Consider the following 26,126-nt stretch of genomic DNA (forward strand, 5'->3'; position numbering starts at 1 on the left):
ATCAGGCGGGGGAGTGGCTAGCCGCTGGAGTCGCAATCCAATGCTCCGCCGGCTCCGCGAGAAACTCTGCGACGGCAATGCCGTCTCCACCGACGAGCAGTGAGCGTGTGGGCGCGAACGCCTTGGTGAACTCGGCGATACCGGCGTGCACACCGCGTGAGCGACCGCTCTTCACCTCGATCGCGGTGAGCGAGCGTCCAGCGGTGACGACGAAGGCCACTTCGTGATTGCCGTCGCGCCAATAGTGGAGTTCGCAGCTGCCACTGAGGGCCGCGTTCGCCAGGTGCGCGCCGACTGCGGATTCCACGAGGCGGCCCCAGAACTCGCGATCGCGCTTGGCCTCGTCGAGGGTGAGGCCGCTCTGGGCCGTCATCAGGGCGGTGTTGAGCACCTGGAGCTTGGGGCTCGAGGCACGGCGGCGCGCGACGTCACCCGCGTACTTCGGCAGCCCGCGAACCATCCCGGCGCCGCCGAGGAGGTCGAGGTAGTGCGCGAGTGTGACGGTGTTGCCCGCGTCCTGCAGTTGTCCCAGCATCTTCGTGTATGAGAGTTCCTGTCCCGAATAGCGGCAGGCGAGCTCGAACAGCCGTCGCATCAGCGCCGGCTTGTGGATGCGCGTCATCATCAGCACGTCGCGCGTGATGCTCGTCTCGATCAGGCTATCGAGCAGGTAACGTTGCCAGCGCGTGGGCTCCCGCGATGAGCGGAGCTGCGCCGGGGTAGCCCCCGTAGAACAGGTATTGCTCCAGCGACCAGCCAAAGGCGTCGCGCATCTCGGCGAAGCTCCAGTGGCCCGCCGTGATGGATTCGAAGCGGCCGGCGAGGCTTTCGCTGAGCCCTTCGGCGATGAGGATTGGCGAAGACCCGAGAAGCACGACCTTGAGCGGGACGCCGCGGCGGCTGTCTTCATCCCAGAGGCGCTTCACGGTTTCGGACCACTGCGGCAGCTTCTGGATCTCGTCGATGACCAGCACTGCGCCTTGCTCGCCCGTGCTGGCGAGGCGAGTGGCGTCCCACTGTTGGGCGATCCACTCGGGTCCGCGCAGCGTGGGTTCGTCGGCGCTGACGTAGCGGACGGGGACATCGAGGGCGGCCACCGCCTGTTGGACGAGCGTGGACTTGCCGACCTGGCGCGGCCCCGTGACCGCTTGGATGAAGCGGCGGGGCTGGCGGAGCCGGTTGAGCAGTGTGGTTTGGTGGTGGCGCTGGAAGTTCATCTGGTGCCTAAAAGTGAGTAAAAATACTCAGTGTATTGAGTAAAAATACTCATTTTATGATCCGAGTCAATACGATTCTCTGTTCGGTTCAATGTGGACGGGAGAGTCCATGTTCGCCGATTTCCGCTGTTTGCTATGCATGTCGGCAACTTCTGTATAGAATCTGCGATTTTCTATGTACGTGCTCGCAGTCGATTGACTTCCCATTTCGCATATCGCGAGGACCGCAGACGATGCGTCTGGCTTGGCACGTGACGGCGACCGATGTTCGGCGCATCAAGACCCTGATGGCCGCTGCCAACGGGCTGCCAATCATCGAGGCGCGCCGGCGTCGGAACCTCGCGACGCAGCGACCGCGAATCAGTCTGGCGGGATTCTGGCACGGCCTGTGCGGCGCATTGCTCACCACGCAGCAGAAAGCTGGACCGAACAGCGCTGTCACGCGATTGCTGGCGACGCGGCCGTTCCCACTGTCGATCCGTCGTGTTGAGGCCGAACGAAACGTCGCGCCCTTCGTTACCCGAACGCTGAAGGAGTTCGGCGGCATTCGCCGATCGACGGTCATCGGGCGTGAGCTGGCGACCAACTACCGCAGCCTCAGCGGCGGCCTTTGGGATGAGATCGACCCGATGCTTGCTCGGCTCACGACACACGTCAGCGCGGAGTATGAGCGAGACGTGGCAAACTTTCTCGCCGACCAGCTACTCGGCATCGGCCCCAAGCAAAGCCGGAACCTCCTGCAGGGAATCGGACTCACCCGCTACGAGATTCCGCTCGACAGTCGGCTCGCCAAGTGGCTGAATGACTTCGGCTTTCCGGTCAAGCTGAACGCCACGGCGCTCGCAGATAGGTACTACTACCAGTTCGTCTCGGACGGGGTGCAGGCGCTCTGCAAGGCGGCCAACGTGGCGCCGTGCCTGTTCGACGCCGCCGTGTTTGCGAGCTTCGATGCCGACGAGTGGTCGGACCCGAAGTCTGTCGAGTGGGGTTACGACGGCGACTGACGACGCGTGGCTTACGCCGCCGTCCCCTTCTCCCGCAGCTTCTCATACAGCCCCGCCAAGTCGAGCAGCACCTTCTTCAGCCCCTGCTTGGTCTGAGGATTGTTCAGCGCCTGCGCGCTCATCGCCGAGTAGGAATCCAGCGCTCCCATCACCGCATGGTCGAGCGCCACCGTCAGGTCTGGGGACGCACTGAACTGCGCCTTGCTGTTGTTCGCTGCCTGCGACTGAAGGTCCGTCGACTCGAGCAACCGGTCTCGCACGTGATGGACGAAGCGAATGCGATCCTCGTCGGTCAGGTCCCCCGAGAAGAGGTCATTCACCTTCTCGATGATCTCTGAGAGCAGCGCCTTCTCCTTGTCTTGCACCTGCCCGCTTCCCGCCTCGCTGAGCGGATCAAGCGGGATGGTCGGGCCTTCCTTCCACGCCAGCGGCGCCTTGTCGCCCGCCTTCAGGTGGTAGTGTGTAAGCACCACCTTCGAGAGATCCACCCCCGACCGCTCGCGCCCGAAGTCCAGCAGACGTACGAGGTGCTTGTAGAACATCCCGCGCTTCTCGATGGCGGTGTTGCCGTAGTCGAAGATCTGTGAGAGGAAGGTGTACAGACGGATGAACGCCTCCATGTCGCCCTTGAAAAGCAACAAGGCGTCCATCGTCTGCTTGGCCTTCTCCGCAGCGTCGCCGTTCTTCTTGAGAGTGGCGCCTTCGAAGTCCGTACGCGCGGCCGCGTAGCGCTTGAGGATGCGGTCGGCGACCGGCTCAAGCGCCTTGGCCAACTGTTCCTGCTTGGCTTTGGGATTCAGCAGCAATTCGACCACGCGCTCGATCTCGTGGTCGTCGTAGTGCCCCGCGGCGTCGAGCTTGGCCCGCAGGTCGTACACGAGGTTGGGGTCCGTCGTCGCGGCGAGCTCGGCGGTCTCGTAGTACGTCTTGAACGCCGTGAGCACATCCTCGGCGTTGTTCGCGAAGTCCACCACGTACGTGGTGTTCTTGCCGGGATACGCTCGGTTGAGGCGAGAGAGCGTCTGTACGGCCTGGATGCCAGCGAGGCGCTTGTCCACGTACATCCCGCAGAGCAGCGGCTGGTCGAAGCCGGTCTGGAACTTGTTAGCGACGAGGAGGATCTGGTACGCCGACGTGTTGAAGGCTTCGCGGATGTCTCGGCCCTTGAGGCCAGGGTTGAGCTCCTTCGACGTCTCGGTGAACGGGTCGGCGCCGGACTCCTCGTCCACGACTTCACCGGAGAAGGCGACTAGCTGTCGGTTCTAAAGAGGTTGTTCACTGAGGCATAACTGAGGAAGCTGGAGGTGCGAGCCACCCAACCTTCAGCCAGAGGCCTCAGTGAACATCCACAACAATGCGCGATTGACCGCCTGGGGGCGAGCCGAGCTCGTCCGCCGGGTGGTCCTCGACGGCGAGCCGGTGCGCGCCGTCGCCGCGGCCCTCCACATCAGCCCGAGCACGGCTTACAAGTGGCTGCGCCGCTTCGCGGCCGGGGGCTGGGCGGCGCTGGCCGACCGCTCCTCGCGCCCGCATCGCTCGCCGACCGCCACGCGGCCGGCGCTCATCGAGCGGATTCTCCGCCTGCGCGCGACGCGGCTCACCGGGCCGGAGATCGCGGAGCGGCTCGGGCTCGCGGTCTCGACCGTGGGCCGGGTCCTCACGCGCGCGGGCCAGGGCCGGCTGAAGGGCCCCGGGGGCGACGGGCGGGCCGCGCTACCAGCGCGAGACGCCCGGCGAGCTCGTGCATGTCGACACGAAGGCCCTCGATCGCTTCGTCACGGCGGGCCATCGCGCGCACGGCAACCGCTCGAAGGTCGGCCGCCGTCGGGGGCTCGGGCAGGACCATCTCCACGTCGCGGTCGACGACGCGACGCGGCTCGCGTACGCGGCGCTGCTGCCGACACAGGACGCGGCGGCGTGCACCCGCTTCCTCGAGGCGGCGCGCCGCTGGTTTGCGCAGCTGGGCATCGCCGTCACCGGTGTGATGACCGACAACGCCAAGGCGTACACGAGCCACGCGGTGCAGGCCGCGCTGGCCGCGCACGGGATCCGGCACCTGCGCACCAAGCCCTACCGCCCGCAGACGAACGGCAAGGCGGAGCGCTTCATCCAGACCGCGCTCCGCCGCTGGGCCTACAAGAAGCCATACCGGACCTCGGCGCACCGCAACGCGGCGCTGCCCGACTTCCTAGATTGCTACAACGTCGAACGGCCGCACCGGTCGCTCGGCCGCGTCCCGCCGCTGCTCCACTTCCTCATGCAGCGTGAACAACGTCCTTAGAACCGACAACTAGCGTGCCGAGTGGGTAGCCCTTCTCCTTGATGTAGGCGTCGATGGCGAGCTTCCAGCGCACCGCCTCCTTACGACTGCCGACGACGACCATCGCCTTGGCGCGGCCGTCGAGCAGGGGGGCGACGTGCTGGCGGTAGTGCTCGACGACCACCTGCACCTTCTGCGCGATGTTGTGCGGGTGGAGCTTCACCCAGCCCATGATCCCGCGCATCGCCTTGGAACGCTCGACCTCGCGGTCATCGAACTCCTCGCCGGCCTGCGAGAGCTTGAAGGCCAGGTCGAAGGGCGTGTAGTTGCGCAGCACGTCGAGGATGAACCCCTCCTCGATGGCCTGGCGCATCGAATACACGTGGAAGGGCCGCGGGACGGTGTCACCCGGCGCCTTGGTGCCGAAGAGCTCGAGGGTCTTGTTCTTGGGCGTGGCGGTGAAGGCCACGAAGGTGATGCCGCTGTCGGCTGCGCGCGTGGCCATCTGCGCGGCGAGGAGGTCTTCGGTGCTGACCTCGCCGCCGTCCTCGGCTGGCGCGATCGCCTGAAGGGCCGCGATCTCCTCCGAGCTCAGAACGGCCTTAAGTTTGGCCGCGGCCTCGCCAGTCTGCGAGCTGTGCGCCTCATCGGCGAGCACCGCGAAGCGCTTCTTCTCCGTCGCGGCGAGCTCGCGGACGGCCTTGAGAGCAAAGGGGAAGGTCTGGATGGTGCAGACGATGATCTTCTTGCCTGCCTTGAGCGCAGTCGCGAGCTGACCGCTCTTGCTGCCATCGGAATCCGTGATGGTCTCAACCACGCCCTTGGTGCGTTGGGCGTCGAAGATGGCCTCCTGCAGCTGCTTGTCGATGACGTTGCGGTCCGACACCACGAGGACGGTGTCGAACAGCTTGTGGTCCTTGGCGTCGTGCAGCTCGCTGAAGAAGTGTGCCGTCCAGGCGATCGAGTTGGTCTTGCCCGAGCCCGCCGAATGCTGGACGAGGTACTTGGCGCCCGGGCCGTGTGCACGGACGGCCGCCTGCAGCTTGCGGGTGACGTCGAGCTGGTGGTAGCGCGGGAAGATGACAGTCTTGATCTGCTTCTTCTCGTCGCGCTGGGCGATGCAATAGCGGCCGAGGATCTCGAGCCAGCTGTCGCGGGCCCAGACTTCATTCCAGAGATAGCCCGTGCGGTAGCCGCCGTCGGCGGCGACGGGATTCCCCTTGCCGCCGTGGTCGCCTTGGTTGAAGGGCAGGAAGCGCGTCGTGGCGCCTTCGAGCTTGGTGGTCATCCGCACTTCGCGTGTGCTCACGGCGAAGTGCACGAGGGCGCCGGAGGGGAAGCTGAGCAGCGGCTCCGGAGCCTGGCCCTTGGGGCGCGGGTCGCGGTCAAAGCGGTACTGGTCCACCGCGTCGTCGATGCTCTGCGTGAAGTCCGTCTTGAGCTCGACCGTGGCGACGGGGATGCCGTTGAGGAAGAGCACCAGGTCGATGCAGTTCTCGTTGTGCAGCGAGTACTTGAGCTGGCGGACGACGCGGAGGCGGTTGGCGGCGTAGCGTGCGAGGATGCTGGGGTTGAGGCCGATGGCTGGCTTGAACTGGGCCAGCGTGACAGTCCCCTTGGCGCCGAGCAGGTCGATGCCGTGGCGGAGGACGTCGAGGGTGCCACGCTGATCGAGTTGGGAGCGAACGCGGTCGAGCAGGGTGTCCGTGGCCTTGGGGCCGTGGTTCTTCTCGAGGGCCTCCCAGACCTTCGGTTGCGTCTCGCGCACCCAGGCGACGAGGTCCGGGGCGAAGAGGGCGCGTGCGCGGTCGTAGAGCGCAGCGTCGGCCTTCTGGTAGAGCCAGCCGGCGGCGGCCAGCGCCTCACAGATGTCGTCTTCGAAGCGGATCTCGTTGTGGAGGGCCATCAGGTGGCGGTCCCGACAAGGCCGCGGACGTCGACCTGGCCCGTCACGGCGGCGGTGATGAGGGCGGTGCGGCGTTCGCGAAGCAGTGCAATCATCGATTCCGCGTCAGTGGCAAGGGCGTCAAACTTTGAGAGTGCTGCCTCGAGCTGTGCGACTAGACTGACCTGTTCCTGAATTGGGGGAACAGGTATCGAAAATGCGCGCACAGTCGCTTGGGAGATATTCGGCTGGGTTCCACCCGTTGCGAGCTGGATGATAGCTTCGCGAGCCGCAAGCATGACATAGAACAGAAATGTCTCTGCTACTCCATCTCCGTCACTGAGCACGCAGCAAGCTTGATTCACCGCCGCGGGCCGAGTGAGAATGCCCAGTTTGCCAATGGTCGCGCCGTACATGGCAATTACGACGGCACCCGCAGGATACTCCCTGAGCGTTGTGAACTTAGAAATCGCCTCGCTGCTAACTCTACGTGCCACAGAGCTGATGGGGCCATCCGGAAGGTCGCCTGTGTTTATCCACTCCACGCCGTTGTCGTCGTAGTAGCTGGCATTGTCGGATGGCGGAGTTGATCCGCTTCCAATGCTCCGAAATGCTCGACCGATGCGGACGATGCTCCAGTGAGTAGGTACGCATCCGATCCATTGCACCCCGGAGTCCTTCATCGGCGCGTTCGGGTCCAGCCCCTTGGTCACCGCGCGCGAAATGACGGCCTGCCGCTTCTCCTGCAGCAGCGCAATCAGCCGCTCCTGCTCGGCGATGAGGGCGTCGATCTTGGCCGTCTCGCGGTCGAGGAAATGGACCACGCTCGCAACCTCCGCGTCGAGCGGCGGCATCACGATGCGAATGGCCTCGACTTGACCGGACGACAGGTGCTTTACCGTGGTTGAGTAAGTGACATCATTGATCGCCTGCAATGGTCGAGGCAGGTGGTATTCCACGAAGCGCGTTATCATTGGGCTACGGCCCCGCACGCAGCAGACTCGTTGATTGAGCAACGCCTGTCCAGAGCCGAGCCAACGCCCTACCGTAAAGTCCCCGTCCATACCGATGAGGACATCGGTTGCGTCAATAAGCGCCGCGGTGACGATGTCTCCCGCGTACCGCATCTCGGTGGTATCTCGACCAAGGTCGCGGATACGGACCAACGGCAGCCCCTTATCGGGAGTGAAGAGGCTGGAGTCAAAAGGGAATCCGTTTACGACTCGCGCGACATCACGTAGGCGGCGCTCGACCCAGTGCTCGGGCACCTCCGCAATGCCGTCGGAGCCCCAGCGGCGAGTGGACGGATACTTAGGAAAGCTCATGAGTCCTTCTGCTTACGCCGACCACCGATGCGCTTCACAATCGCCTTCTCGGCGCTTTCAAGTGCTGCGATACCATCACGCTCTCCGACTGCCTCCAGCTCCTCCCTCCGGCGCTGCGCGAACGCTTCGTACGCGGTCTGCGCCCGCTTGTCCGCATCACCTCGCGAGATACTGCCTCCATCAGCCAGCACTTTGCGATCGTTAAACCTCAAGAAATCATCGAGTCGCTGCTCCCAATCCTGCAGGAAGATCTGCTTCCGCCGCGACGCTTGATCCTCCGCAAAGTCGAGGAACATCGTCACGATTCGGTTCAACTCGGCGATCTCCGGTTCGAGCAGGTAGTTCTTTGCCACGGTGACGTCGGTGCGCGCAACCCGGTCGCCCTTCCACGCGGTGAGACCCATATTCGGCGCGGCGGCATCGGCACGCCGCGCAATGATCTCGGGCGCCGTCAGCCCTGTCGCCGCAAAGTGCAGTTTGTTCTGCACTACACGGAACACACGCTGGGTCTCCTCGGCCTTGGGCGCATAGTCGGCCGCTAGCTGTTGTTAGTGAGGACGTTGTTCACAGGGCCGCAGCGAGATGCAGCATGGGGGGGAGGTAGTTGAGGGCTGAGTGTCCGCGCGCCTCATTGTACGTCCGCAGGTAGCGCGCGAGCCACTCCGTGCGCACCCGCGAGGAGGGGTAGGGGCGCGCGTACGCCCATTCCCGCAGGAGCGTCTGGATCAGCCGCTCGACCTTGCCGTTCGTGCGCGGCGTGTAGGGCATGGTGCGCTTGTGCGTGATGCCGTCGCAGCGGAGGAGCGTGCGCACCGCGTGGCTGCGATAGCAGCTCCCGTTGTCGGTGAGCACGGCGCGCACCCGCACGCCGAGCGCCGCGTACCACGCGATCGCCCGTGCGAGGAAGGCCGCCGTGGTCGCCGCGCGCTCATCGGGCAGGACCTCGGCGTAGGCCACGCGCGAGTAGGCGTCCACCGCGACGTGCACCGCCTCCCAGCCGATCCCGCGCACGCGGGTCCGGCGGTCGCCGTGGATGCGGTGCCCCACGCGGCCGATGCGCCCGAGCTTCTTCGTGTCGACGTGCAGCAGCTCGCCCGGTGCCCGCATCTCGTAGCGGCGCACCGCGCGCGGCGGCTCGAGCCGAGGGAGCCGCTGCAGGCCGTGGCGGCGCAGGAAGTGGATCACCGTTGAGAGCGGGATGCCCGTCTCCTGGGCGATGCGCGTCGAGCTCCAGCGCCGCCGGGTGCGGCCCCGAAGGATCGCGCGGCGCTGCGGCCGCGGGAGCTGGGTGAGGCGATGCGGGCGCGACGAGCGGTCCGCGAGCGCCGCCGCGCCGCCGGTGCGGAAGCGGGCGACCCACTTCCAGACGGTGCGGACGGAACAGGCCGCGCCCCGGGCGACGGCGGCGGGATCCTGCCCGCCCAGAACGGCGGTCGCGACGGCGAGTCGCCCCGCGACGGTCAGACGTGCATTCTTGTGGATGTTCACAGGAGCCTCTGGCGGGGTGCCGGTTGAGCGTCTCAGCAACCCCAGCTTGCATCCGCTACGCTCCTGTGAACAACCTCCTCACCAACAACAGCTAGCGCGAGGATGTCGCGTACGCGCAGATACATTCGCCGCTCGCTGGCGCGGATGTCCCTGATGCGCTCGAGAAGCTCATCGAAATAGTCGGGGACGCCGGCGCCAGACGGGTTCCGCAAGCGCTCGTCGTCCATCACGAAGCCCTTGCGGAGATACTCGTCGAGACGAGTGATGGCCCAGAGCCGGAACTGGGTGCCTCGGGGGCTTCGCACCCGCATTCCGACTGCGAGAATCGCGGGGAGCGAGTAGTGGTTGATTGCTCTGGAAGTCGTTCTCCCGCCTTCACTTCGAACTATTAAGTATTGCTTAATAGTTCGATTCGGGTCGATTTCCCCCTCGGTAGTCAGCGCCCGGAGGTGGGTGGCGATGTTCGCCACCGTGGTCTGGAAGAGCTCCGCCATCTGGGCCTGCGTCAGCCACAGGGTCTCCCCGTCGAACCGGATCTCCATCCGGCTCTGCCCGTCCTCGGTCTGGTAAAGGAGGAACTCCCCAGGGGCAGGCGGCGTGAGGTCGCCGCTCATTGGTGCAGCGCCCCCAGCATCGCCACAATACGCCCCGAGACTTCCTTAAGCTCCGCGTCAATCTCCTCCAACGACCGCGGCGGCTTGAACACATAGAAGTGCCGGTTGAACGGGATCTCGTACCCGACCTTGGTCTTCTCCTCATCGATCCACGCATCCGGCGCGTGCGGCTTCACCTCGCGCGCGAAGTACGCCTCCACCTCTTCGGTGAGCGGCACGTTCTCGGTGTCGCGTAGGTCGGCGTTCGCGACCAGCTTCCCCTTGAGCTTTCCCTTGGCGCCAAGCACGACGTTCCCGGCTTCGTCCCGCTGCGGCCGCTCGACGGTGATGGTGCGGTACCCGAACTCCTCGTTCCGGAAGATGCGGCTGATCGGCACGCCATCGCGCGTCACCTCCTCGGCGTTGCCGAAGATCTTCGCGACATCATCGATCTGCGCTTCCGACATCTCGCGGCGCTTCGAGCCCAGCGACTTGCGCATCTTCTGCCACATCGCGCTGGCATCGATGAGCTGGACCTTCCCCTTTCGCTCCGCGGGTTTGCGGTTGCTCACCACCCAAATGTAGGTGGCGATTCCGGTGTTGTAGAACATATCCGTGGGCAGTCCGACTATGGCCTCGAGCAGGTCGTTCTCGAGCACGTAGCGCCGGATCTCGCTCTCGCCCGATCCCGCGCCGCCCGTGAAGAGCGGAGAGCCGTTGAGGACGATCGCGAAGCGGCTGCCGCCGTCCTTCGCCGGCCGCATCTTCGAGAGCAGGTGCAGGAGGAAGAGCATCGACCCATCGCTCACGCGCGGCAGCCCCGGCCCGAAGCGCCCGTCGAAGCCCTGCTGCTCGTGCTCGCGGCGCACCTCCTTCTCGACCTTTTTCCACTCCACGCCGAAGGGCGGGTTGGAGAGCATATAGTCGAAGCGCTGGCCGCGGTGCCCGTCCTCGGAGAGCGTGTTGCCGAGGATGATGTTCCCGATGTCCTGCCCCTTGATAAGCATGTCCGCCTTGCAGATGGCGTAGGACTCGGGGTTGAGCTCCTGTCCGTGCATCACGAGCCGGGCCTTCGGGTTCATCACCTTCAGGTACTCCTCGGCAACGCTGAGCATCCCGCCCGTCCCGGCTGTCGGGTCGTACAGCTGGCGCACCACACCAGGCTTCGCGAGGACGTCGCCGTCCTCGGTGAAGATGAGGTTCACCATCAGCCGGATCACCTCGCGCGGCGTGAAGTGCTCACCGGCCGTCTCGTTGGAGAGCTCGGCGAAGCGCCGGATGAGTTCCTCGAAGACGAGGCCCATGTCGGCGTTACTCACCTGGTCCGGATGCAACGGAGCTGAGGCGAACTTCTCAGTCACCAAGTACAGGATCTTGGACTTGGCGAGCCGGTCGACTTGCGTGTGGAACTCGAACTGTTCGAAGATGTCGCGTACGGCGGGGGAGAAGCCTTGGATGTACGCGACTAGGTTTGGGCCAATGTTGTCTTGGTCGCCGACGAGCTTCTTGAGGTCCAGCGGAGACGCGTTATAGAAATCGAGGCCCGCGACCTTCTTGCAGAAGGCGTCGGGGTCGAGGCCGGCGGCCTTGCGCTTGGCGTACTCTTTCAGCACTGCCGCCTTCGACGGCTCCAGCACGCAGTCGAGGCGGCGGAGGACGGTGAAGGGGAGGATGACTTTACCGTATTCGGACTGCTTGTAGTCGCCGCGGAGGAGATCCGCGACGGACCAGAGCAAGGCGGAGAGATTCGTGTCTGCCAAGTCGTTCTACTCTTCGTCGAAGTAGTTCTGGTCGAGCTCGAGCAGCTCGATGGTTTGCTTGATGCGCACGCCGATGTGGTGCTGCATCATCAGGTCGATCAGGCGCTGGCCATCCACGAGCACGACTTTGGTGTTTGAGCCGCGCAGCACGAACTCGGCGGCGTTCTCGTTGAAGTAGCTGGTGGTGATGAACACGCCTTTGGTCACGCCTTGGCCGGCCAAGGAGCCAATGAACGCCTGGACGGCTTGGCGGCCAACCGGTCGATCGGGGGCATAGCGCTTGGCCTGCACCATGATCTGATCGAGGCCGAGGGCGTCTTGGTTCACCACGCCATCGATGCCTTCGTCGCCGGACCTGCCGAGGTGCGCCGACGCATTCTCACGCGTGCCGCCGTAGCCCATCGCGAGCAGCACATCAAGCACGAGCTGTTCGAAGAAGGCGGGCGTCTGGCTCAGCACCTCGTTCAAAAGCCTCTGTGAAAGCTCCTTGCGGAGCGCCGCGGCGCCTTGCTCGACAAGTTCGTTGGGTGCGATGGCGGAGTTCTCGTCAAGAATCCGCGTGTCCTCGCCACTCTCATCGTCGCTCGAATCACGGCCCCACGCAGACTTCCAGCCGGGCTGCCTCCGAAGGTCCTTGACGAGAATCTCATCCGGATACTCGTCGAGGTAGCGGCGTCCATCTGGCGTGATGCGATACTGGCCGCGGGCGACCTTCTCGATCAGCCCCGCCTTGGTGAGGAATGTCATGGCCCAACCGCTGCGGTTCCCGACGGTCCTTGCGCCGCTGGGAATCGTGAGTGCGCGCTCGGCCTCCGTGAGGCTGAAGTAGTCGGCGACTGGCTCGACGATAGTGCGGCGCGAGATGTCGCGTTCGCGTGCCATCGCGAGGATCGGGCGGAGCATCTGTTCGTAGGTCGGAATGGCCACTCGCTCAGTCCCTTGTCGTGGTGTGAATCGGGCAGCTGATGAAAGCCCAAGTCGCCGGGCCGCTACGACGGTTGAACTTCACTCTCGAAACGGCCGCACACCAGTCTCATGAGTCCGACTTTCCGCAATCCGTCCGCGTCGCCAATGCAGGCGCACTCTGTCCCAAACCCACCTACGTCGGCACACGCGGATACGGCGCAACCGTCTCAAACGCAAACACGCGCCGGATGCGCGCCATGTCCTTCACATTCGCCGACACCAACGTGGCGCCGTGTTCCCGGCACGTGTAAGCGAGAAGCACATCGAACGCGAACCCACGGCTCGCCTGGGCCAGCTGGAGCCCGTCGCTCTCCCGGAGCGACGCGAGCGTCCGTCCGAGCGCATCCCACGCCGCCGCGCTGGGCGTGAGCACGCGCTCATGCCGCGCGAACGGGCCGAGCAACCGGTCCTCGACGGTACGGCGGTCGCGGGCGGACCTGGCGCCCGCACGCAACTCGGCCGCAACGACGCTGCTCACATAGAGAGCGGGCGCCGCCCACGACACGAAGGTCTCCAGCGCCTGATGCGCCTGGGCATCGCGGCTGGCGTCGATGTAGCAGTTCGTATCAAGAACGTACTTCCGCACGCTAGGCGCGCGGATCGAGCCGCAGCCCAGCCAGGGCCGCGACGCCTGCCCGTACCTCGGCGCCGAAGGCCACGAGATCAAGGGCGCGCTCGACGGTCTCCCGCTCGGTCTCGGCGCCGAGCAGCGCCTGGGCCCGACGCAGTGCCTTGGGGTCGAGCCAGAACTCCTTGCGGACCTTCCCGCGCCGTCCCGCGGGGCGCTTCGTGCTGGCCATACGCGCTCCAGTCAAGTGTACGTACAGAAGCTATGAGTTATCCGTACATTCGCAAGCCGACGGCGCGCGGCTAGATTGTGGCCATGGTAACGCTCGGCGACGTCCTCGACGACATCTCCTTATTGCTGGTGCGACCGGGGATCCCCCCCGCCCGCGCCCAAGCCCGCGACCTCATCGCCTGGGTCCTCGACAAGCCCCGCTTCTGGCCCTCCGCCAACCCCGACCACGAGCTCACGCCGGCCGAGGTCCAAGCCATCCAAGAAGCCGCGGAAAAGCTGAAGCAGGGCATGCCCCTGCAGTACGCCGTCGGCAAAGCCCCCTTCCGCCACCTCACGCTCCGCGTCACCCCTGACACCCTGATCCCAAGGCCCGAAACCGAGCTCTTGGTCGAGCTAGTCATCGCCGCCCAGCGAGGCGGCAAAGGCACGGTCGTGGACGTAGGGACAGGATCCGGCGCCATCGCCCTCGCCCTAGCCGCCGAGAGCGCCTTCGAGCACGTCATCGCCACCGACATCTCCGAAAAAGCCCTCGAAGTCGCCAAGGCGAACCTGCAGGCCATCCCCGAAGACCGCCGGCCAAGACTCGACTTCCGCCACGGCGACCTCCTGGCCCCCCTCAAGGGCCAAATCGTCGAAGCTATCGTCTCCAATCCCCCGTATATTTCTCCAGTTGAACTGCCCGAACTGCCCCCCAACGTCCGCGACTGGGAGCCCCACTCGGCCCTCTTCGCCGACAACAACGGGATGGCTGTCATCGAGCGGCTCATCGGCCAGGCGGGAGACATCCTCCAGCCCGGCGGATTACTCGCAATGGAAGTGGACAGCCGACGCTGCGACCTCGCGGTCCAGGCCGTCCAAGCCGACGCCCGATTCACGGACGTCGAACCCAGACTCGACCTGACCGGCCGCCCGCGCTTCGTGGTGGCCCGACGAAAGGAGCGGTAGATCGGATGCTGAGCGACAAGGCAGTGGAACTGGGCCGCCTCATCGGCCAGAGCGCGGAGTACCAGGCCGTCAAGCGCGCCAACGAGGCCCTCAACGAAGACAAGCAGCTCGTCGAAGCGCTCCAGCAGATGGAGACGCTGCGCCGCGACGCGGAAGCCCTCATCCAGGCGGGCTCCTCGCCCACGCCGAAGATGGAGGAGCAGCTCGAGCAGCTCTTGGGCACCGTGCAGTCCAACGCGCTCTACCAGCGCTTCATCGCCGCCAACGAGAACTTCGACAAGGTGATGCAGCAGGTGAACCAGTGGATGCTCGAGGGCATCAAGAAGGGCGCCGCGAGCCCGATCATCACGCTGGGCTGAGCCCGCACTTGCGCGGCCAGTTGGTCGTCTTCGAGGGAGGCGAGGGAGCGGGGAAGTCCACCCAGCTCCAGCGCCTCTCGGCGCGTCTTGGCGCCGCCGGCGTCGAGCATGCGGTCTACCGTGAGCCGGGCGGCACGCCCGTCGGCGACCGCATCCGCGACATTCTCCTGCACTCCGACATGCCGCTGGCGCCGGCCGCCGAAGCCACGCTCTTCGTGGCCTCACGGGCGCAGTTGGTGCACACGGTGGTGAAGCCGGCGCTCGCGGCGGGGCAGCACATCCTGCTCGATCGCTTCCTGCTCTCCACCTACGCGTATCAGATCCATGGCCGCGGATTGCCCGCGCGAGAGCTTCGCGCGGCGAACGAGCTCGCAACGGCCGGCCTGGTGCCGGACCTGACCATCCTCCTGCGACTGCCCGTCACGGAAGGATTGGAGCGCGCGGGCAAGCGCGGGGCAGCGGACCGCTTTGAAAGCGCCGCCCGCGAGTTCCACGACCGCGTCGCCGCAGCCTTCGACCAGTTCGCCGAGCCCGCGTGGCAGCAGGCGCATCCGGAGTGCGGCAAGATTGTCGCGGTCGATGCCTCGGGTTCGCTCGACGTGGTAGAACAGCGTGTGCACGACGCGATCGCCGCGCACTGTCCCGCGTTGCTGACGCGCGCCGGGACCCGCGCATGAACCGATTCCGCCTGTTGCCCCCGGCCGCCCTGATCGCCATTGCGCTGCTCTCCGGCGCCTGGCTGCTCGGCCGCGCCTTGGACCGCGACGAACGCCGCTCCGAAGAGGGCGCGCGCCTGCTCGACTCGGTGATGGAGCGCGTGCGCACGGCCTACGTCGAACCGGTCGACGACGAGCAGCTCTGGCAGAACGCGATCGCCGGCATGCTCGACGAACTCGGCGACCCCAACACCGCCTACATCACGCCGGACCGCCTGGAGCGCCTCAATCTCGCGGCATCCAACGCGTATCGCGGCGTGGGCCTGAGCGTGGACGTCATCGACGGATGGATCACTGTCATCCAGCCTCGCGCAGGGTCGCCCGCCGAGCGCGCAGGCCTGCAGACGGGCGACCGGCTCGTGGAGCTCGACGGCAAGTCCATGGAAGGCTGGACGGTCAACGAAGCGCGTGAGAACCTCCGCGGCCCGCTGGGCAGCACCGTGCGCCTCGTCGTCGAACGCGGGCAGGGGACTCGCATCACGGTCACGCTGGAGCGCGCCGACATCCGCAACCGCGCGGTAACGCGCGCCGTCGTGCTCGATGGTGGGGTGGGCTATGTGGCGGTCACGACGTTCTCCGATTCCACGGAAGCCGAGTTGATCTCGATGGTCGACTCCCTGCGTCGTGTGGGGGCGACGTCGCTGGTGCTCGACCTGCGCGGGAATCCCGGCGGCCTGCTCGAACAGGGCGTGGGCGTGGCGGATCTCTTCCTCAGCGCCGACAAGCAGATCGTCACGACGCGCGGCCGTGCGGCGTCGGCGACGATGACCTACGTGGACTCCACCGCCGAGCGCTGGGCGGGAATGCCGATCGCCGTCGTGGTCAACTCGTTGACAGCCAGCGCCGCCGAGATCGTCGCCGGTGCGCTGCAGGACCACGATCGTGCGCTGGTCCTTGGCCACGTGAGCTACGGCAAGGGCAGCGCGCAGACGGTGTATCCGCTGGAGAACGGCGCGGCGATCTCGCTCACCGAGGCGCGCTGGTTCACGCCGCTGGGGCGCTCGATCGAAGTCGCACCGCCCGACGAGGAGCGCTTGGCCGACGCCGACACCGCGCGCCCGGTCTTCCGCACGGCCAGCGGGCGCCGCGTCTACGGTGGCGGTGGGATCGTGCCCGACATCGTCGCGGGCGACAGCGCCGTCGATCCAGCCGAACGGCGACTGCTCGCCGAGCTCGGCGCCGATGTGCCGCGCTGGCGCGAGGCGTTGGGCGCGGTGGCCCGCTCCTTGGTGCAGGAGCGCGCCGTGCGCGACTCGCTGTTTACCACGAGTCCGGCGTGGCGCAGTCGCGTGCTGGCGCGCATGCGGGCGATGGGGCTCAACGTGAGCGTCACGACCTTCAACGAGGCGAGCGCCTTCGTGGACCGCCGCTTGGGCGACGAGATCGCGCGGCAGGGCTGGGGCGCCGCCTATGCGCAGCGACGCCAGGTGCGCGGCGATGCCGTGGTGCAGCGCGCGGCGAGTGTGCTGCGCAAGGCGCGTGCGCCGCAGGACGTGTTCGTCGCGGAGTAGCTCGCCGCTCAGTCCTCGAGCGGCGGCCCCAGCATCTCGAGGTCGACCCGGTCCTTGCCGCGGCCGGTGGACGACTTGTTCTGGATCAGGTGTTCGCGCGAGAGGAAGCCGACGTCGCGGCCTTCGAACTTGCCGATCACGCGGGCTTTCCACGCATCCGCAAAGCTCACGCCGCTCACCAGCGTCATGATGTCAATGCGGTTCGGCGGCTGCCCCAGCTGAAATACCTCGCGGGCTTCCTCGAAGTCGACTTGCCGGAACTTCAGGTCGTGAACAGGTGCTCCGAAGCGCAGCAATGCCCTCCAGACGCGAGCGGCGTTCTCAGGATTTGCCGCAACCCAGAGATCGAGGTCCCCCGTGGCCCGCGGCACCCCGTGAATGGCCAGCGCGTGTGCACCCACAATGAGGAACTGCACGTCTTCATCGAGGAAGGCGGCGACCATATCGCGGAAGTCCGACGTGAGGTCGCAACGGTACCCCATCGCGCTGAGCTCGCGCACCATCCGCAACCGCTCATCGTGATTGCGGCCGCGCGGCGGCTCATCAGCTCGCGGGTCCCCCAGGACGTATCGCGCGGACCAGAACTCTTTGCGCTCGGTCATGCCCGCAATTTACCGCTCGGCGAGCGCCGAGTCCACGAAAATCCCGCGCGCAGGAGCGAAACTGCTTCACCACGAAGGCACGAAGACACGAAGGCCATCGAACGCGCCGAAGGGTCCGCGCTAGTTGTTGTTGGTGAGGAGGTTGTTCACAGGAGCGTAGCGGATGCAAGCTGGGGTTGCTGAGACGCTCAACCGGCACCCCGCCAGAGGCTCCTGTGAACATCCACAAGAATGCACGTCTGACCGTCGCGGGGCGACTCGCCGTCGCGACCGCCGTTCTGGGCGGGCAGGATCCCGCCGCCGTCGCCCGGGGCGCGGCCTGTTCCGTCCGCACCGTCTGGAAGTGGGTCGCCCGCTTCCGCACCGGCGGCGCGGCGGCGCTCGCGGACCGCTCGTCGCGCCCGCATCGCCTCACCCAGCTCCCGCGGCCGCAGCGCCGCGCGATCCTTCGGGGCCGCACCCGGCGGCGCTGGAGCTCGACGCGCATCGCCCAGGAGACGGGCATCCCGCTCTCAACGGTGATCCACTTCCTGCGCCGCCACGGCCTGCAGCGGCTCCCTCGGCTCGAGCCGCCGCGCGCGGTGCGCCGCTACGAGATGCGGGCACCGGGCGAGCTGCTGCACGTCGACACGAAGAAGCTCGGGCGCATCGGCCGCGTGGGGCACCGCATCCACGGCGACCGCCGGACCCGCGTGCGCGGGATCGGCTGGGAGGCGGTGCACGTCGCGGTGGACGCCTACTCGCGCGTGGCCTACGCCGAGGTCCTGCCCGATGAGCGCGCGGCGACCACGGCGGCCTTCCTCGCACGGGCGATCGCGTGGTACGCGGCGCTCGGCGTGCGGGTGCGCGCCGTGCTCACCGACAACGGGAGCTGCTATCGCAGCCACGCGGTGCGCACGCTCCTCCGCTGCGACGGCATCACGCACAAGCGCACCATGCCCTACACGCCGCGCACGAACGGCAAGGTCGAGCGGCTGATCCAGACGCTCCTGCGGGAATGGGCGTACGCGCGCCCCTACCCCTCCTCGCGGGTGCGCACGGAGTGGCTCGCGCGCTACCTGCGGACGTACAATGAGGCGCGCGGACACTCAGCCCTCAACTACCTCCCCCCCATGCTGCATCTCGCTGCGGCCCTGTGAACAACGTCCTCACTAACAACAGCTAGTCCCAAAGAGACCTGAACGCAAACCCTTCGACTACCTGCAGCGCCTTCGTGTCTTCGTGCCTTCGTGGTGAATGCCGTTAGCAGTTAGCCTGCGATCCGCCGCCCGATCGCCTCGGCCACACGCTTCAGCTGCACCACGGTCTCGGCAAACTGCGCCGGCGTCTGCGACTGCGCACCGTCGCTCATCGCCTTCTCCGGCTGCGGATGCACTTCGATCAAGATGCCATCCGCGCCGGCGGCGATTGCCGCACGCGACATCGGCAACACCTTGTCGCGCCGCCCCGTGCCATGCGACGGGTCCGCGACGATCGGCAGGTGCGACAGCTGCTGCACCACGGGAATCGCCGTGAGGTCGAACAGGTTGCGCGAGGCGGTGTCGAACGACCGCAGCCCGCGCTCGCAGAGCACGACGTTCGGATTGCCCTCGGCCAACAAGTACTCGGCGCTGAGCAGCAGGTCCTGGATCGTCGCCGCCATGCCGCGCTTCAGGAGCACGGGCTTCTTCAGCTTGCCCGCCGTCTTGAGCAGCGAGTAGTTCTGCATGTTGCGCGCGCCGATCTGGATCATGTCAGCGTACTCGGCCACCAGCTCGGCACCCGCCTCGTCCATCGCTTCGGTCACGATGGGCAGGCCCGTTTCCTGCTTGGCGAGCTTGAGCAGCTTGAGGCCTTCGAGTCCCATGCCCTGGAACGAGTACGGCGACGACCGCGGCTTGAACGCACCGCCGCGCAATGCGACCGCACCGGCCGCCTTCACCTGCCGCGCCGCCGTGACGATTTGCTGCTCGTTCTCCACGGAGCAGGGGCCGGCTATGATCGGCACCTCGCTGCCGCCGAAGCGCACGCCGGGCGCGATCTCGACGATGGTGGTCTCCTGCTTCCACTCGCGCGAGACCTGCTTGTACGGATTCGAGACGTAGATGACCTCGGCGACGCCGGGGAAATCCTCGAGCGGCGAGCCATCCACACGGCCGTCGTTGCCGACGAGGCCGACGGCCGTGCGCTGCGCGCCGGGCATCGGCTGTGCGGTGTAGCCCTTGTCTCGGATCCACTGGCACACGGCGTCGATCTGCGCCGCCGTGGCGCCCTGCTTCATCACTACCAGCATCGCTGAGTCTTCCTTACGCGGGGCCTGCGGCGCCCGCCGGTTCCGCCTCGGTCGCGTCCACCGCCGGCCCGCGCATGCGCACGGATACGAGCGACGACACCCCGGGCTCCTGCATCGTCACGCCGTAGACGGCATCGGCCGCCTCGGTGGTCGTGCGCGGATTGTGCGTGATCACGATGAACTGCGTCTTCTTCTTGAACTCGTTGAGCATCCGCACGAAGCGGCCGATGTTCTGGTCGTCGAGCGGGGCATCGACTTCGTCCAGCAGGCAGAACGGGCTGGGCTTGGTCAAGAAGATGCCAAATAACAAAGACAGGGCGACCAAGGCGCGTTCCCCGCTCGAGAGCAGGTGGATGCGCTGCGTGCGCTTGCCGCGCGGGCTGGCGTGGATCTCAATGTCGCAGTCCAGCGGCCGCTCCGGGTCTTCGAGGCGCAGGTCGCACTCGCCGCCGCCGAACAGCGTCATGAAGATCTCGCGGAAGTGCGCCCGCACCTGCGCGAAGGTCGCGAGGAACAAGTCGCGCGCCGTGACGTCGATCTCCTTGATGGCCTGCTGCAGCTTGGCCTGCGCTTCCACCAGGTCTGCGCGCTGCGTCGTGAGGAACTCGAGACGCTTGGTCTCCTCCTCGTGCTCCTCGATGGCCAGCGGGTTCACCGGGCCGAGCGCCTCGAGCTGCTTGCGCAGGTCGTCGGCTTCGATGCGCAGCGCCTCGTCCTCGGCGTCCACAGGCTCGTAGTTCGCAAACAGCTCGTCCAGCGGACGACGCCACTCGGTCTCCAAGCGCTCGCGGATGGCGGTGCGCTTGCCCGAGAGCTCCGTGTGCCGCAGTTCGGCCACGTGCAGCGTCTCGCTGCTGGCGTTGGCGTCCACGCGCGCGGCGTCGAGTGCGGCCACCGCCGCTTGGAGCTCCGATTCCGTCTCGCGCACCGCCTGCTCGGCGCCAGCGAGGGCCTGGTCGGCCTCGGCCTGCGACGCCCGACGTGCCTCGAGCTCCTGCTGCCACACACCCATCTGCTGTTCGAGCTGCCCATCCTGCTCGGCCAGCGCCTGCATCTCGCGCTCCAGCGCCACCAAGCGATCGGCCGCGGCGGCGCGCTCGCGCGCCAGGCGCTCGCGACGCTCCGTGGCCACCTGACGACGCGCTTCGGCCTGCGCATGCGCCACCTGCTGCGCGGCGCGGGCTTCGCGGGCCTCGTCCTGCGCGCGCTCGGCGGTGCCGAGCAGGCCGCGTGCGGCGGTGGACGACTCATCCGCCTCGAGCAGCTTCTGGGCGGTCTCTTCCTGCCGCACCAGCGACGCATTCACGCGGTCGCCGAGTTCGGTGTGGCGGCCGGCCAGGCGCTCCTGCAGCGCGACGGCGTCGGCGAGCTCGCGCGCCGCACGCTCACGCACGCGGTCGCGCTCCGAGCGCACCTGCGAGGCCTGCGCCAGCGACTGCTGCGCGGCGGCCGCGTTGTCGGCGGCGGTGGCAGCGGCCGCTTCGGCCTGCACGACCTCCGCATGCACGGCCTGCGCGCGCGACTGGACCTCAGCGCGACGCACATCGACGTTGGCCAGCGTCGCGCGCAGCTCCTCGAGCTCGGCGCGGCGCGTGAGCGGGCCAGCGGAGCCGGCATCCTTGGCGGGCAGCCACATCGCACCGCGGGCGTCGATGAAGCCCGTACCGTCCGTTGTCGCCTTCACCTTCCCGAGCAGCGCCCGTACCCAGCCGCCACCGGCGCCCTCGGCGCGCACGCGCGCGGCGAGTTCGTCGGCGTCGAAGCTGCCGTTGCCATCGTGCAGCGCATCGAGCGGCAGGAGCAGCAGGGCACCAGGGTTGGTCTCGCTGTGCCACTGGCGCACGGCGTCGGCGGCGGCGCGGTCCCGCACCACCACGGCGTGCACGGTGGCGCCGAGGAAGCGCTCGATCTGCGCGGCCACTGCGGCGTCGGCACCGATGAAGTCCGAGAGCGGACCGAGCACGGCATCACTGCCAAAGCGCTCACGCTCGCGCAGCAACTTGGCGGCGGCCGGCGCGAGGCCCACACGCTCGCGCTCAAGGCCCTCGAGGGCGGCGAGGCGGCCCTGCACGGCGGTGTGCTCCTCTTCCACCCGGCGCACGTCGGCGCGGGCGGCGGCTTCACGGTCGCGCGCTTCGCGGGCTGCAGCGCGCGACTGCTCCAGCGCGGCCTCGGCCTGTGCAGCAGCCTCGCGGGCCATGACCAACTGTTCGTCGGCGCTGCTGAGCTCACGCTCGGCCAACTGCAGGCGCGCCGTGAGCGCCTCGTGTTCGGCGACGAGCGCAGCGGTGCGCTGCGCGACGTCGGCCAGCTCGCGCTCCGCGTTCTCGCGCTCCAGCTCGAGGCGGCGCGCGGTGTCGCGCAGCTCGCGCACGACGCGATCGGCGGCATCGGCGCTCTGACGTGCGGCGGAAACGGTGCCGCGCGCTTCTTCCTCCGCGGCGACCTTTGTGCGCAGCACTTCCAGTGCCTCGTGCAACTGCTCGGCGCACAGCGTCTCTTCGGCCTGCGCGGCGTCCATCTCGCCCTGCAGGCGATCGCCGAAGGCGGCGCCTTCCTGGCGCTCCTGCTGCGCGCGCTCGCGGCGCGTGAGCGCATTGCGGTGGCGCTCTTCGGCGACGGCGAGTTCCTGCTGCAGCTCGAGCACGCTCTGGCGCGCCTGCGCGGCCACGATGGCGCGCTCCTGCCGCGCCGTCTCGGCGGCGGCGCGGGCGGCCTGTGCGAGGTCGCGCGCGACTTCGGCGGCGCGCACGGCTTCGTGCTTGAGCGGCAGCGCGTCGCGAAGCCCGCCGAGGCGCTCGTCGAGGTCGGCCAGCTCCTGCTGCCACGAGGCCATCTCGCGCGAGGCGAGCGTGAGCTCGACGGCGAAGCGACGCGTGGTGAGGCCGGCGGCCTTCTCCGCCTTGTTGCGCTGGCGGAGCAGCGAACGCACCTGCGTCTGCACTTCGCTGGTGAGGTCGTCGATGCGGACGAGGTCGCCCGAGGTCGCCTCGAGCTGGCGTTCCGTGGTGCGACGGCGATCGCGATAGAGGCCGACGCCGGCCGCTTCCTCGAACAGCTCCCGACGGTCGTCGGGGCGGTCGGAGAGCAGCGCGTCGATCATCTTGCTCTCGATGACGACGCCGGAGTCGGCACCGAGGCCGGTGCCACGCACGAGATCGTGGATGTCGCGCAGGCGGCAGGGGGCGCGGTTCAGGAAGTACTCGCTCTCACCCGAGCGCGAGAGGCGGCGCGTGATGACGACTTCCTGGAACGGCACGGGCAGCATGCCGTCGGAGTTCTCGAAGTGCAGCGAGACTTCGGCCACGTTGGTGGCGCGGCGCGCCGAGCTGCCCTGGAAGATGACGTCTTCCATCTTGCCGCCGCGCAGCAGGCGGGCGCGCTGTTCACCGAGCACCCAGCGCACGGCGTCGGAGACGTTCGACTTGCCGCAGCCGTTCGGGCCCACGATGGCCGTTGCTCCCGGCTCGAAAGTCAGGAACACCGGATCGGCAAACGACTTGAAGCCGTGCAACTCGAGCTTGGTCAACCGCACTTAGTACGTTCTCCCGGTTCTGTACGCGAGCTGCGGGGAGAGCCCGCGCCCATTCAACTGCGCTGCGAACCAGAGGGCCTGGCTCGCCGATTCGAATGCGCCCGCCAGCAGGCGGACGCGGCCATCGGATGTCTCGAGGGCGTAGACCCGCACGTCCTCGCGGTCCAGTCGCAGGGACTGGCTGAGGGCCTCCTCGCGGGGGCCTTCGAACAGCTGCAATGCAAACGGTGCTTCGACCACGCGCCCGGCGGTGCCGCGCACGAGCCCGAGGGCCCGTTCCCGCTCGAGCCAGGCCTCGGCCTCGGCCTTGGTGGCCCACGCCCCGACCATCGCGCGATACCACACCGATGGGGCAGCCCCAAGCAATACCGGCGCCACGGTGGGAATCGGGAACGGATCCCCGCGCGACGTAAGCCCTGAATTTGCACCCGAGAGGCTGTTTGCCGCTACGAGTTCGACGCTGAATCGCAGGGCGGCGGCGGAGTCTTCGGGGTTGACAATGGGGCCGAGGGTGAAGTCGGCGACCGCGCCGGTGTCGGGTGCGGGAATCGGCGCAGCAAGTGGCGCGGAATCCGCCGCGCTGGTGGCGTTGGCGACTGGGGCCTGGCGCTGGGGGAGATAGCGCAGGCCGAGGCCCACGCTCGCCGCGACGGCGGCGAGTGCGAGGAGGATCCAGCGCCCGCGCTTGCGCGGCGCGCGGGCCGCGGGGACGGCGAGGCCAGCCACCGGCGGCGTGCGCGGGATCGGCGGCAGCTCGGGCTCCGGGTGATCCACCGTGGCGATGAGCGGAAGCGTGCGCAGCTGGGCGGGGGGCAGATCCACCGCCACCACGCCGTCCACACGCTCAATCAACCGGTCCAGCCCGGGCGCCCCGGCATGCGCCACGAGCAGCAGCAGGGCATCGACCTCGCGGAATCCACCCACGAGGCGCTCCCAGCGCGCACTCTCAAAGACCCAGCGCTCGGCGATCGGTCCGCGGCCGGCGGGCAGCACGTAGACCTCGGGCGCATCGGCCAGCGGCTGCCCGATGTCCGAGACGGCCGTGCCGTCGCGCAGGCACTCGAGCAGGCCGGGCTGGTCGTCGAGCGGCGTGAGCGCCGCCACGCCACCGATGAGGTCTGCGACGGCCACCCGGCGCTCTGCGGAGCAGGCCCGGGCGAGGCCCAGCGCGACCGCTGCGGCCGCGTCGGCATCGCGGCCGACGATGACGGCCGCCGCGATGTCGGCGAGCTGTGCAGCGATGCGGCGCCCTTCGTCCGCCCAGACCTCGGGCGGCACGAGGTCTGGCGTCACGGCGCGCCCTCGAACACCCAGTAGCTCATGCGCGAGGCCATGCCGGCCCGCTCGGCGGCCTGCCGCGAGTCGAAGGGCCCGAGCAGCACGCGCCATACCGCGACGCCATCGCGGTTCCCCGGCACGACGCGCGCGCGACGGCCCTCGACGACGATGCTGTCGGCCATCGCGGCGGCACGCTCCTCGGTCATCATCGTGGCGAAGGACACGGTCCATGTGCCGCGGCCCTCGGCGTTGCCGGGCGGCGGCGCCGGCGCATCGGTCGCCGAGGCACGCCCCACGCCCGTGAGATCGCCGTAGCGGCCGTAGATCATGGCCGTGAGCGCGCTGTCGGCGGCGGCGGAGTCCTGCGCGTACTCCTCGAACTCCACGGGCCGGTCGAGGCCCGCGGCGCGCGGGCGGAAGCCGTTCCAGCGGATGAGCAGCCAGCGGTCCGCCGCGCCGCCGCGGTAGCGCATGCGCTCCCGCGAGGATTCGGCGTCGAGCAGCACGGCGTCATCCCCGACGGCGACGAGCACGCGACCGTCAGGCGTGACCAAGGGCAAGTCGGCGCGCCACGCGCTGCCCAGCGTGCTGACGACCCGTGCCGTGCCGATCGAGATCACGTAGACGGAGTCGGTGTCGGCGGCCTTGGCGAGCAGGTAGTGGCCGTCGGGATCCATGCGCAGGTCGCTGACGCGGCCCGGGAGGTCCACGTTTCCGCGCTCGGCCTCGGCGTAGCGATCCACGATGCGCAGTTCGTCCTCGTCTGTGGCGACGAACACGCGGTCGCCGCTCGGCGTGAGCGCGAAGGCGACGATCGAATCGCGGATGCGCAGGTCGAAGGCCTGCGAGAGGTCGCGGGTGCGCAGCGACACGAGGCCCGCGTCGGTGACGGCCCAGAGGCGGTCGCCGGCCAGCGTGCGCGACGTGAGCCGCACGGTGGCGATGGTCGCGCTGTCGAGCGTGCGCGTCTCCGGCGGGACGACGCGGCGGATGTGGCTGCGGCCCTCGGCGGTGGTGAGCACGAGCAACGAGCCATCGGGCGTCGGTACGACGCCGCTGGTGCCGGGCATGGTCCAGCTCATCGTGCCGGACGGCGTGAGGCGGAGCACGCGGCCGCTGCTGTCGATGCTGAACACCGAGGAACCCTCGCTGACCAACGTCGTCGGAATCCGTTCCTCGGCGAGCCGCGAGACCGTGCCGAGGCGGAGGTCGACCGAGCTCACGTGGCCGCTGGGCTCGCGCAGCATGAGCAGGCCGAGGAAGTCATCGAAGCCGAGCAGGCGGTCGACGGCGGGGGCGCGGTCGCGCGAACTCCAGAGCAGGCTGTCGGAGCCGACGCGGTGCGCGCGGGCGGTTCCGCCGCCCGCGGCCACGCGGAGCAGCACGGCATCGGGGCCGCTCGCGACGATGCTCCCGCCCGACGAAACGCGGCCTTCGCCGCAAGCCAGCGTGGCGGCCGCGGCCGCGAGGGCGATCAGGAGGTGGCGCCGGGGGAGATTCACCTGCGAAAAATAGTCGCTTGTGCCGGAGTCGTGGAACCGCATGCACCACGAAGACACGAAGACACGAAGCAAATCGGGCAGTTGCTGCCGCTACCCATGGCTCGTCCGG

Annotated in this window: 21 protein-coding genes and 4 pseudogenes; 8 read left to right on the top strand and 17 right to left on the bottom strand. The window is 67.8% G+C overall.

Features of this window, described 5'->3' with window-relative positions:
• Position 1: 1 nt before the first annotated feature.
• Together Strain318_RS05005 and Strain318_RS05010 are read right to left on the bottom strand one after the other, a co-directional pair.
• Entirely contained in the window at positions 2-625 is a 624-nt protein-coding gene (locus Strain318_RS05005; protein WP_367887431.1) for an ATP-binding protein, read from the bottom strand.
• A 34-nt stretch (positions 626-659) separates the two neighbouring features.
• Positions 660-1,217 carry an ATP-binding protein gene (locus Strain318_RS05010; protein WP_367887432.1) on the bottom strand — a complete coding sequence of 186 codons (558 nt, stop codon included), beginning with the start codon at positions 1,215-1,217 and terminating at the stop codon, positions 660-662.
• Between the two features lie 233 nt (positions 1,218-1,450).
• On the opposite strand from Strain318_RS05010, the gene Strain318_RS05015 reads away from it, so the two are divergent.
• Positions 1,451-2,221: a hypothetical protein gene (locus Strain318_RS05015; RefSeq protein WP_367887433.1), complete on the top strand. Its 771-nt coding sequence runs from the start codon at positions 1,451-1,453 to the stop codon at positions 2,219-2,221.
• Positions 2,222-2,232: 11 nt separating this feature from the next.
• On the opposite strand, the pseudogene Strain318_RS05020 reads toward Strain318_RS05015, so the two are convergent.
• Positions 2,233-3,474 (bottom strand): annotated as a pseudogene (locus Strain318_RS05020) (type I restriction enzyme subunit R domain-containing protein); the annotation flags it as partial.
• Positions 3,475-3,559: 85 nt separating this feature from the next.
• On the opposite strand from Strain318_RS05020, the pseudogene Strain318_RS05025 reads away from it, so the two are divergent.
• Positions 3,560-3,868: pseudogene (locus Strain318_RS05025) on the top strand (leucine zipper domain-containing protein); the annotation flags it as partial.
• 94 nt (positions 3,869-3,962) lie between these two features.
• A complete protein-coding gene (locus Strain318_RS05030) occupies positions 3,963-4,502 on the top strand; it encodes an integrase core domain-containing protein (protein WP_367886156.1) in 540 nt (179 codons plus the stop codon).
• On the opposite strand, the gene Strain318_RS05035 is transcribed toward Strain318_RS05030, so the two are convergent.
• The 9 genes and pseudogenes from Strain318_RS05035 to Strain318_RS05075 all read right to left on the bottom strand — a co-directional run bounded on the left by Strain318_RS05035 (position 4,477) and on the right by Strain318_RS05075 (position 13,298).
• The gene (locus Strain318_RS05035) at positions 4,477-6,387 is read right to left on the bottom strand and encodes a type I restriction endonuclease subunit R (protein WP_437436314.1); all 1,911 of its coding nucleotides are present in this window, start codon (positions 6,385-6,387) and stop codon (positions 4,477-4,479) included. The two genes, Strain318_RS05030 and Strain318_RS05035, sit on opposite strands and share 26 nt — an antisense overlap.
• The gene (locus Strain318_RS05040; RefSeq protein WP_367887434.1) at positions 6,387-7,691 is read right to left on the bottom strand and encodes a restriction endonuclease subunit S; all 1,305 of its coding nucleotides are present in this window, start codon (positions 7,689-7,691) and stop codon (positions 6,387-6,389) included. The genes Strain318_RS05035 and Strain318_RS05040 overlap by 1 nt, the downstream gene beginning before the upstream one ends.
• Positions 7,688-8,233: pseudogene (gene rhuM, locus Strain318_RS05045) on the bottom strand (RhuM family protein); the annotation flags it as partial. The gene Strain318_RS05040 and the pseudogene rhuM, both read right to left, overlap by 4 nt.
• A 22-nt stretch (positions 8,234-8,255) precedes the next feature.
• Complete coding sequence (locus Strain318_RS05050) at positions 8,256-9,179, bottom strand: IS481 family transposase (RefSeq protein WP_367886378.1); 924 nt, start codon at positions 9,177-9,179, stop codon at positions 8,256-8,258.
• A gap of 89 nt (positions 9,180-9,268) precedes the next feature.
• A pseudogene (locus Strain318_RS05055) lies at positions 9,269-9,793 on the bottom strand (virulence RhuM family protein); the annotation flags it as partial.
• The gene (locus Strain318_RS05060; protein WP_367887435.1) at positions 9,790-11,532 is read right to left on the bottom strand and encodes a type I restriction-modification system subunit M; all 1,743 of its coding nucleotides are present in this window, start codon (positions 11,530-11,532) and stop codon (positions 9,790-9,792) included. The pseudogene Strain318_RS05055 and the gene Strain318_RS05060, both read right to left, overlap by 4 nt.
• A gap of 6 nt (positions 11,533-11,538) precedes the next feature.
• Positions 11,539-12,459, bottom strand: coding sequence for a restriction endonuclease (locus Strain318_RS05065; protein ID WP_367887436.1), 921 nt, complete (start codon positions 12,457-12,459; stop codon positions 11,539-11,541).
• A gap of 172 nt (positions 12,460-12,631) precedes the next feature.
• Positions 12,632-13,084: a PIN domain-containing protein gene (locus Strain318_RS05070; RefSeq protein WP_367887437.1), complete on the bottom strand. Its 453-nt coding sequence runs from the start codon at positions 13,082-13,084 to the stop codon at positions 12,632-12,634.
• Between the two features lies 1 nt (position 13,085).
• Complete coding sequence (locus tag Strain318_RS05075) at positions 13,086-13,298, bottom strand: hypothetical protein (protein ID WP_367887438.1); 213 nt, start codon at positions 13,296-13,298, stop codon at positions 13,086-13,088.
• 83 nt (positions 13,299-13,381) lie between these two features.
• On the opposite strand from Strain318_RS05075, the gene prmC reads away from it, so the two are divergent.
• Genes prmC through Strain318_RS05095 form a run of 4 tightly spaced genes read left to right on the top strand, consistent with a single transcriptional unit; the run spans position 13,382 to position 16,828 of the window.
• Entirely contained in the window at positions 13,382-14,242 is an 861-nt protein-coding gene (gene prmC / locus Strain318_RS05080; protein ID WP_367887439.1) for a peptide chain release factor N(5)-glutamine methyltransferase, read from the top strand.
• A gap of 5 nt (positions 14,243-14,247) precedes the next feature.
• Entirely contained in the window at positions 14,248-14,601 is a 354-nt protein-coding gene (locus tag Strain318_RS05085; RefSeq protein ID WP_367887440.1) for a YlbF/YmcA family competence regulator, read from the top strand.
• A gap of 8 nt (positions 14,602-14,609) precedes the next feature.
• Entirely contained in the window at positions 14,610-15,278 is a 669-nt protein-coding gene (gene tmk / locus Strain318_RS05090) for a dTMP kinase (RefSeq protein ID WP_367887441.1), read from the top strand.
• Positions 15,275-16,828: a S41 family peptidase gene (locus tag Strain318_RS05095; RefSeq protein WP_367887442.1), complete on the top strand. Its 1,554-nt coding sequence runs from the start codon at positions 15,275-15,277 to the stop codon at positions 16,826-16,828. Before tmk ends, Strain318_RS05095 begins: the two co-directional genes overlap by 4 nt.
• A gap of 8 nt (positions 16,829-16,836) precedes the next feature.
• Here the strand turns inward: Strain318_RS05095 and Strain318_RS05100 are convergent, their stop codons facing one another.
• Entirely contained in the window at positions 16,837-17,430 is a 594-nt protein-coding gene (locus tag Strain318_RS05100) for a hypothetical protein (protein ID WP_367887443.1), read from the bottom strand.
• A gap of 215 nt (positions 17,431-17,645) precedes the next feature.
• On the opposite strand from Strain318_RS05100, the gene Strain318_RS05105 reads away from it, so the two are divergent.
• Positions 17,646-18,569, top strand: coding sequence for an IS481 family transposase (locus tag Strain318_RS05105; protein ID WP_367886378.1), 924 nt, complete (start codon positions 17,646-17,648; stop codon positions 18,567-18,569).
• A gap of 110 nt (positions 18,570-18,679) precedes the next feature.
• On the opposite strand, the gene aroF is transcribed toward Strain318_RS05105, so the two are convergent.
• From aroF to Strain318_RS05125, 4 genes are read right to left on the bottom strand one after another with little or no spacing between them, the layout of a single operon-like run.
• Positions 18,680-19,702, bottom strand: coding sequence for a 3-deoxy-7-phosphoheptulonate synthase (aroF, locus tag Strain318_RS05110; RefSeq protein WP_367887444.1), 1,023 nt, complete (start codon positions 19,700-19,702; stop codon positions 18,680-18,682).
• 13 nt (positions 19,703-19,715) lie between these two features.
• Complete coding sequence (gene smc / locus Strain318_RS05115; protein WP_367887445.1) at positions 19,716-23,237, bottom strand: chromosome segregation protein SMC; 3,522 nt, start codon at positions 23,235-23,237, stop codon at positions 19,716-19,718.
• The gene (locus Strain318_RS05120) at positions 23,238-24,530 is read right to left on the bottom strand and encodes a hypothetical protein (protein WP_367887446.1); all 1,293 of its coding nucleotides are present in this window, start codon (positions 24,528-24,530) and stop codon (positions 23,238-23,240) included.
• Positions 24,527-26,017, bottom strand: coding sequence for an SPOR domain-containing protein (locus Strain318_RS05125; protein ID WP_367887447.1), 1,491 nt, complete (start codon positions 26,015-26,017; stop codon positions 24,527-24,529). The genes Strain318_RS05120 and Strain318_RS05125 overlap by 4 nt, the downstream gene beginning before the upstream one ends.
• Positions 26,018-26,126 lie beyond the last annotated feature (109 nt).

Origin of the sequence: Pseudogemmatithrix spongiicola (genome assembly GCF_030623445.1) — a bacterium.
In the GTDB taxonomy this organism is placed as follows: Bacteria; Gemmatimonadota; Gemmatimonadetes; order Gemmatimonadales; family Gemmatimonadaceae; genus Pseudogemmatithrix; species Pseudogemmatithrix spongiicola.